Origin of the sequence: Lentilactobacillus farraginis DSM 18382 = JCM 14108 (genome assembly GCF_000583655.1) — a bacterium.
In the GTDB taxonomy this organism is placed as follows: Bacteria; Bacillota; Bacilli; order Lactobacillales; family Lactobacillaceae; genus Lentilactobacillus; species Lentilactobacillus farraginis.
The window spans coordinates 22,644-30,005 of sequence record NZ_BAKI01000033.1 but is presented as its reverse complement, the minus strand read 5'-3'; the positions used below and the strand labels follow the sequence as shown (position 1 = coordinate 30,005).

8 protein-coding genes and 1 pseudogene are annotated in these 7,362 nt (G+C 44.7%); 1 reads left to right on the top strand and 8 read right to left on the bottom strand.

What is annotated here, in order from left to right; translation table 11 throughout:
• Window positions 1-25 precede the first annotated feature (25 nt).
• From JCM14108_RS10265 to croR, 6 genes are all read right to left on the bottom strand, one after another.
• Complete coding sequence (locus tag JCM14108_RS10265) at window positions 26-355, bottom strand: AzlD domain-containing protein (protein WP_035180681.1); 330 nt, start codon at window positions 353-355, stop codon at window positions 26-28.
• Between the two features lie 18 nt (window positions 356-373).
• Window positions 374-1,159: an AzlC family ABC transporter permease gene (locus JCM14108_RS10260; RefSeq protein WP_035180680.1), complete on the bottom strand. Its 786-nt coding sequence runs from the start codon at window positions 1,157-1,159 to the stop codon at window positions 374-376.
• A gap of 140 nt (window positions 1,160-1,299) precedes the next feature.
• Window positions 1,300-1,986 carry a D-alanyl-D-alanine carboxypeptidase family protein gene (locus JCM14108_RS15950; RefSeq protein WP_272944535.1) on the bottom strand — a complete coding sequence of 229 codons (687 nt, stop codon included), beginning with the start codon at window positions 1,984-1,986 and terminating at the stop codon, window positions 1,300-1,302.
• A complete protein-coding gene (locus JCM14108_RS15465) occupies window positions 1,986-2,564 on the bottom strand; it encodes a D-alanyl-D-alanine carboxypeptidase family protein (RefSeq protein WP_272944534.1) in 579 nt (192 codons plus the stop codon). Before JCM14108_RS15465 ends, JCM14108_RS15950 begins: the two co-directional genes overlap by 1 nt.
• 36 nt (window positions 2,565-2,600) lie before the next feature.
• Window positions 2,601-3,758 (bottom strand): sensor histidine kinase, encoded by a 1,158-nt coding sequence (locus tag JCM14108_RS10250; RefSeq protein ID WP_035180678.1) that lies wholly within the window; start codon window positions 3,756-3,758, stop codon window positions 2,601-2,603.
• A 36-nt stretch (window positions 3,759-3,794) separates the two neighbouring features.
• Entirely contained in the window at window positions 3,795-4,484 is a 690-nt protein-coding gene (croR, locus tag JCM14108_RS10245; RefSeq protein WP_035180677.1) for a response regulator transcription factor CroR, read from the bottom strand.
• 264 nt (window positions 4,485-4,748) lie between these two features.
• Here croR and JCM14108_RS10240 point away from each other — a divergent pair, with 264 nt between their 5' ends.
• The gene (locus tag JCM14108_RS10240) at window positions 4,749-5,246 is read left to right on the top strand and encodes a GNAT family N-acetyltransferase (RefSeq protein WP_035180676.1); all 498 of its coding nucleotides are present in this window, start codon (window positions 4,749-4,751) and stop codon (window positions 5,244-5,246) included.
• Window positions 5,247-5,368: 122 nt separating this feature from the next.
• Here JCM14108_RS10240 and JCM14108_RS10235 read toward each other — a convergent pair whose 3' ends face one another.
• Window positions 5,369-5,779 (bottom strand): peptide deformylase, encoded by a 411-nt coding sequence (locus JCM14108_RS10235; protein WP_035180675.1) that lies wholly within the window; start codon window positions 5,777-5,779, stop codon window positions 5,369-5,371.
• Window positions 5,780-5,902: 123 nt separating this feature from the next.
• A pseudogene (locus tag JCM14108_RS10230) lies at window positions 5,903-7,329 on the bottom strand (nicotinate phosphoribosyltransferase).
• Window positions 7,330-7,362 lie beyond the last annotated feature (33 nt).

Below are 7,362 nucleotides of genomic sequence, written 5' to 3'. Positions count from 1 at the left end.
GGATTTTTTTAATCGATTTTAATTGCTAAAGAAACATTGCTAACAGAAATACGGCTAGTAATCCTAAAATAACTGAGATGGCCATTGAACGCGTCCAATACGCAACCCCAATTACGATAATGGCAGCCAGCATATCCGGAAATTGCTGAATTGTAACGGTATACGTCGGCGTGATAAAAATGTCTTTTACGACCAGCGCCGTAAACAGTGAGATCGGCACATACCGCATCCATTCGTTGAACCAATCGGGAATTTTCCGGGTACGGAAAAATAAGAGTGGTATCAGCCGCGGTGCAAAAGCCACGCAAAAACACCCTAAAACCAACCAAACATGTTGTGTCGTTGTCCATTCCATAAAAGCTCGTTCTCCTAGCTACTCATTATCTATGTCTTCTTCAGGCGTTCCGGCAGGGTTCTTCATTGACCGCAGCCAGCCACTCTTTGGACGGTGCTTTCGAATTTCTGCCTCGATCATAAAACCAATAAATGAAGCCACCAAAGTCGAAATAACCAATCCCAATGTTGACTTTGTCAGTACCATGAAAAATGCGGCCAGAAATCCTGACAAAATACAAATGGCAATGATCAGGCGATTCTTTAACTGCATCACAATCATGTACAGGAACAGTGCCGTTAACGCAAAATGAACAATCGTCAGATCAATATTAATTGCACTGCCGATTAAACTTCCGATCAGATTACTGACAGTCCAAAAGGCCAATGTCGTATGTTCAACGTGCAGTGCCTCTTTGGGTGTAAATTTCTTATCAGTCGAAAACTTTAAATAATTTAACGCGTAATTTTCATCGTTCATTGAGGCGGCAAAAATCATTGTGAACCCCAGCGATTGGTGATGTAGATATTTTGAAAGACTTGACCCCAATAGCGCGTATCGGAGCTCCAGGAAAAACATCATCAACAAAACCGACAGCATTGGTGCGTTGGTCGCTAACAGAGAGGCAATTAAAAACTGGGCACCCCCTGAAAATACCATTATCGACACCATCAACGTTGTCCAAACATTAAAGCCGGAAGCATTTAATAATATACCGCACGCCAAACCAATTGGTATGTAACTTAGGTCAACCGGCAGAGAAGCATCCAATATTCGCTTCCAATACGGTGCTTCCGCGTCTGATCTTTCTGCAAACTTACCCAAAAGGAATCCTCCATTTAAATAAACATTAACCCGAAATTTACATGCTTGTATAAATCGTGTAAAGATAATGTAAAACACAATTCAAATTCAATTATATGAGATATCACCCAATTAATAAACACTTTTCAGTGAATTGATCGTTAAAAAAGTCGTGTAAGCGTTCTCCAGAAGAGAACAAACGGATTCGCCTTTTCAATTGATTTATTTGAAACCAACTCAACCTTGCTTGGGAAAGTATCCAGGTATTTCAAGAAACGGTGATCGTAAACCAGATTCGCCGAAGCAACCGGTTTGTTTTTCTTTAACGGCACGCCGAGCTGTTTGGGTTTCTTAACGTACTTTCCTTGAACCTGACTTGAGGTGACCGACTTTGGTACCCAGACCCAAGTTGGCTTTTTGGTAACCAATTTTGTTTTGGTTTGCTTGCCATCCGGGACCTTAATCTTGTCCAAACCGCCAATTTTGGCGTGCTTGGCAAGTTTAACCGGATGCTGGTTATGAAATACCAGCCGCATTAATTTAGCGGTTTGAATAAACCGGGCCGGATCAGTTGCACTATCATTTCTGGCGCCTAAAATTACCGTGACGATTCGGCGGCCTTTGTAAGTTGCAGAACCCGTAAAGCAAGCCCCGGCTTCGTCTGAAGTCCCTGTCTTTAAACCATTAACAACCGCCGATTTGGCGATTTGGTGATTTCCCAAAAGCTGATTATGACCGGCATAGGACTGGCCGGCAAAAGTCATTTGGGACTGCTTGGTTATCCTGGTGACACCCGGGAACGCTTTTTCCAGTCGACTGGCGAGAATTGCGATATCACTTGCCGACATCAAGTTTTCGGCATTGGCAGCTGCTTTTTAAGCATTAACGTGCCCGTCAGCTTATTCGTTAAACCGGCAGCATTGTAAAATTCAGCATCTTTAATCCCAAGTTGCTTGGCTGTTTGTGCCATTTTCTTGGCGAAACGCTGACTACTGCCGGAAACCTTTTGGCCAAGCGCGATTGCAGCCGCGTTGGCAGAAACGACTAGCGCAGCCTTTACTAAATCACGAACCTTATAAGCGTGACCGGCTTTCAACGGCACGTTTGTCAGACCTGACTCGGTACTCAGCTTCGCCACTGCCGGTGATATTTTCACCCGATCGTTCCAAGCCAGCTGGCCCTTTTGAATCTGTTGATGAACAATATAAACCGTCATTAATTTGGAAATTGACGCGATGGCCAGTGGCTGATGGGCATTCTTCTCATACAGAATCTGGCCGGTATCCGCATCCACGGCAATTGCCGACTTGGCGTAGATTGCCGGTTGACTGGTTTGGACCGTTGCAGCGTACGCGCTTGACTGGGTACTAATGGGCAGCACAAACAGTCCCACTATAAGCAGTAATAATTTAAACTTAAACTTCATCTGTAAAACCTTTCTACATGAAAATGGTTAACCGGTTCACTTAAGATCATCCGGTCGACTTAAACGGTCACCGTGCTTAAACGGTAGGTGAACGGCGAATGTCGTCAATTGATTTTCCGATGTTACGGCAATGTAGCCACCATGCAAATCAACAATACTTTGGGCAATTGCCAATCCCAAGCCGGAGCCGCCGGTGTCTTTATTTCTGGAACCTTCAACCCGATAAAAGCGTTCAAAAATCTGGTTTAAGGATTGCTTGGGGATTTCCGGACCGTCATTGGCAACGTGAACGACTGCTTCATTTGGCTGACCAACTTGGCAGGTCAAGTAAATATGCTTGCCCCCCTTACCATACTTGATGGCGTTGGAAATCAGGTTATTGAACACCCGCCCCAGTTTCTCAGCATCCGCCTCAATATATAGCGGCTGATCGGTTCCCTGAGCAGAAATTTGTAAGCCATTCTTTCCAGCCTCCAATTCAAAGCTGGCAACCAGTTGCTCCATCATTTGACTTAGATCGATTCGATTAATTGATAACGGGGTTCCTGTCTGTTTGACCTTCGTGTATTCAAACAAGTTGTCAACCAACGATTTCATCTGCTTAGCCTTCAAATAGGCAATTTGGGTAAACTTCAGCAAGTCTTCCTGACTTTTATACTGCTTATCCTGAATTAGGCCCAAATAACCCAAAATAGAAGTCAGCGGTGTCCGCAGATCATGGCTGACGTTGGTGATTAGTTCATCCTTGGAGCTTTCAATTGCCCGCTCCTCATTCATTGACTTAATGACACTGTCAACCAGCGCATTGATACTTTCAACAACCGACTGGGTATTTCCCTTGAGTTTAAAGCCAATCCGATGATCCAAATGGCCGTTGGCAATATAGTGCAGTTCACTGATAATATGCCGTAATTGCATTTGATGATACCGCCGAATTAACCGCCAATAAACCACTGCCGCGTCAAAAACCAGCATCAGCGTGATAAAAATGTTTTCCCAACTCCACAAATGATAGTGATCAGGACCAATCAGAATTGATTTTTTAATGATAAAGATGCCGTCCCGCAAACCCGGATTCGTATGAATTGATTGATTAATCAAGATAATAATGGAAAGATTCAACATCAACAGTAAAATAACTGTGACAATGCCTTCCAAAAATAGTTCGGTTTTTTCGCGACCCGTTAATTTCAACTTTCAATCATCCTTATCTTCGTAACCTGCCGGCAATTAATGTGATTCAATTTTGTAGCCGACGCCCCAAACTGTTTGAATAACTTTTTCGCCATTCGTCGCTTCTTCAATCTTATCCCGAAGGTGGCTGACATGAACCATAACTGTTTTTGCCGAAACAATACTTTCCTGCCGCCAAACCCGCTCAAAAATTTCGTCAGCAGAAAAGACCCGGTTGGGGTGGCTGGCTAACAGGTAGAGAATGCCAAATTCCAACGCAGTTAATTGAATCGGTGTCCCGGTGATGGTTTTAACCTCATGGGAATCTTTATTAATAGTAAGTGGACCAATATCAAGCACATCCGGCTTGTCATTTGTGACGTGCTCTTCTGTCCGCCGCAGTAGCGATTTAACCCGGGCCATCACCTCAAGTGGATTGAACGGCTTGGTTACGTAATCGTCCGCACCACTAATCAGCCCCTGAATCTTATCCATATCTTCCGTCTTTGCCGACAAAATAATGATTGGAATTTGGGAATCCTTTCGAACCTCTTTGATAACTTCGATACCGTTCATCCCCGGCATCATAATATCAAGAATCATTAAACCAATATCACTCTCGGTTCGCAGTTTGGTAAGCGCCTCACTGCCGCTGTAGGCGGAAACTGGTTCGTAACCCTCATTTCGAATGTATATTTCAAGTAGTTGAGCAATTTCTTTATCGTCGTCGACAACTAAAATTTTCATAATTATATCTACCTCGTTATTATTAATTCAAAATTATTGGTTTTGTAAGTTCTTTTAAAATTCAAAGTTTCAATATTGATTCTACACTATTTGAACAAAACGACAACCAAGACCCGTCAGAACTTAAAAGATAATTAAGTGATTCCGGTTCACAAAATTATCTGATAACCCGGTGGTTACTTTGCCGGCAGTCAGCTTGACGTGATTAGTTTGAGACTATACTATAATACAGATCAGAAGATATTTCTACGGAGGATTGTTAAAATGAAGCCAACCTTTACATATGCCACTTTAGCGGACCTGCCGCAAATTGTGGCCATTTACAACCAAACCATTGCCAGTCGAATGGTTACCGCCGATCTGACCCCGGTTTCCGTTGAGCAGCGACGGGCGTGGTTTGATGCATTTACACCTGAAAAACGCCCAATCTGGAAAATTGAATTTAATCACCAAATTGCCGGTTGGGTCAGCCTTGAAAGTTTTTACGGGCGGCCGGCCTATCAGCACACCGTTGAAATCAGCCTTTATATCGATCAAAAGTATCGTCATCACGGTTTGGGCCAACAGACACTAAGCTTCGTTAAAAGCCAGCTGAAATCCCGTCAAATTGAAACGATCGTTGCGTTTGTTTTCGGCCATAACGCGCCCAGTTTGGGGCTCTTCAAAAAGAACGGGTTTGAGGTTTGGGGACATTTACCGGCAGTCGCAGAATTGGACGGTCAACGGCGTGACCTGGATATTCTGGGACGCAGATATAGCTAACTCATAAAAATAAAGCGGGACTGAGGCAAAGGTATTTTGTCTCAATCCCGCTATTGTTTAATCACGATTATTACCAAGCGCAAACGTGCCCCGAAAGACAACCGCCCTTCGGCCAGCTCTCGTTAAATCAGAATACCATCACAGTGGTCAACCTCATGCTGAATAATTTGGGCAATCCAACCGCTAAACGCCTGCTGATGCGCGTTAAACTGCCGATCCAAATAGCGGACTGTAATCTGGCGATATCTGGTTGTCGGCCGTTGCCCCTCAAGTGACAGGCAGCCTTCCTTAGTCGAAAACGGGCTTGATTTGGCAATGATTTCCGGGTTAACCATCGCTACCGGCATCATCCCCATCGATACAACAATCAGCCGTTTATTAACGCCAATCATATTTGCCGCCATCCCGACACAAACCTGCGCATTTGCCCGCAGTGTATCCAACAAATCGGTAATTGTTGCCTGATCCGCCGGGGTCGCCACTTTGGCTTTTTGAGAAAGCAACAGCGGGTTATGGTTAATCTGTCTGATCATTAAATAAAACTCCTATTCGTGGTAATCGCTGCATCATTTTATTAACTATCACTTTAAGTATACCATTCAAACTACCGGTCATCCCCGTCAGTGGCAAATCAGCAGCGAACTTAAGCTGACCGGTTACTTCTTTTCTTCTGAAACCAATTGCTCCTGCAGCTGCGCTAGTTTTGGCGTCATATAGACCGGATACTCATCCGGGTTAACCAATCGCTGGGTAGCTGCCGGAATTTCCTTCAGCATCTGCTTGGCGTGTTTTTGAATTGTGAAGACATCCGGCAATTCTGCCTTTAGTTGATCGCCATCCAAGACGGCTTCCTGAAGCGGTCGGGCATCATAGTTTTCAATTGACTGCTGCCGTTCGGTAGCCAACGGGTTGGCTTTAATGACTGCCATCGGTCGATCCAACGTTTCGTCACTTAACGCAATAACATCGGCAAAGGCCTGGTTGGTGCCGGGATGGTAGAGTCGATAGACCTGCTTAAGTCCCGGCAGGGTTAATTTTTCACGGCTGGCACTGACTTTAATCTTTGGAATCATTTGACCGTCTTGAATAATAGCGGCTAACTTATAAACACCACTCAACACCGGCGACGTCGAACTGGTAATCAGCTTTTCGCCAACCCCAAAGTTGTCCAACGGGGCACCTTCGTTTAACAACGACTGAATGACGTGTTCATCCAGCGCGTTGGATGCCGTAATCTTGGCATCTTGAAAGCCGGCATCATCAAGCATCTTTCGAGCACCCTTAGCCAGTTGCGTAATATCACCAGAGTCGATTCGAATGCCAACCGGCTGATGACCATTTTTTCTTAGGTCGCTAAAGACTTTAATGGCATTTGGAACCCCGGACTTCAACACATCGTACGTGTCAACCAGCAATGACGCGTTATCCGGATACACTTCCGCCCATTTTTGAAAAGCGGTTAATTCATCTGGAAACGCCTCAACCCAAGCATGAGCCATTGTTCCGGCTGCCGGAATACCAAACTTTTCCGCTGATAAAACGTTGGAAGTACTTGAACAACCGCCAATAACAGCTGCCCGGGCACCAAAAGTGGCACTGCTGGTCCCTGAGCCCGCCGTGCGCCAAATTCCATAACCGGTTTGTCACCGGCCGCAAATGTGATTCGCCGAGCTTTGGTAGCAATCAGTGATTGATGATTCATAATGTTCAGCAGCAGCGTCTCAAACAGTTGCGTTTGCAGCAGCGGTCCCCGAATCGTCAAGAGCGGCTCCCGTGGAAAGACCGGGGTTCCTTCCGGAATGGCACTCACCTGACATTGAAAATGGAAGTTGCTTAAATATTCCAAAAAATTTTCCTTGAACAGATGCAATGACCGCAAATAATCAACGTCCCGCTTCGAAAAATGAAAGTCCTTCAGCGATTCAACCACCTGCTGCAGGCCGGCACAAATAACGAAGCTGCCATTATCCGGCACTTTTCGGAAGAAAATATCAAAAACCCCTTCCTCATCGTCAATTGTCTGTCGGTAGCCGTTAGCCATCGAAAATTCATATAAATCGGTTAACATTGATAAATTATCCATAAATTGGTTTCCTTTCAACTTTCCCTATCCTAA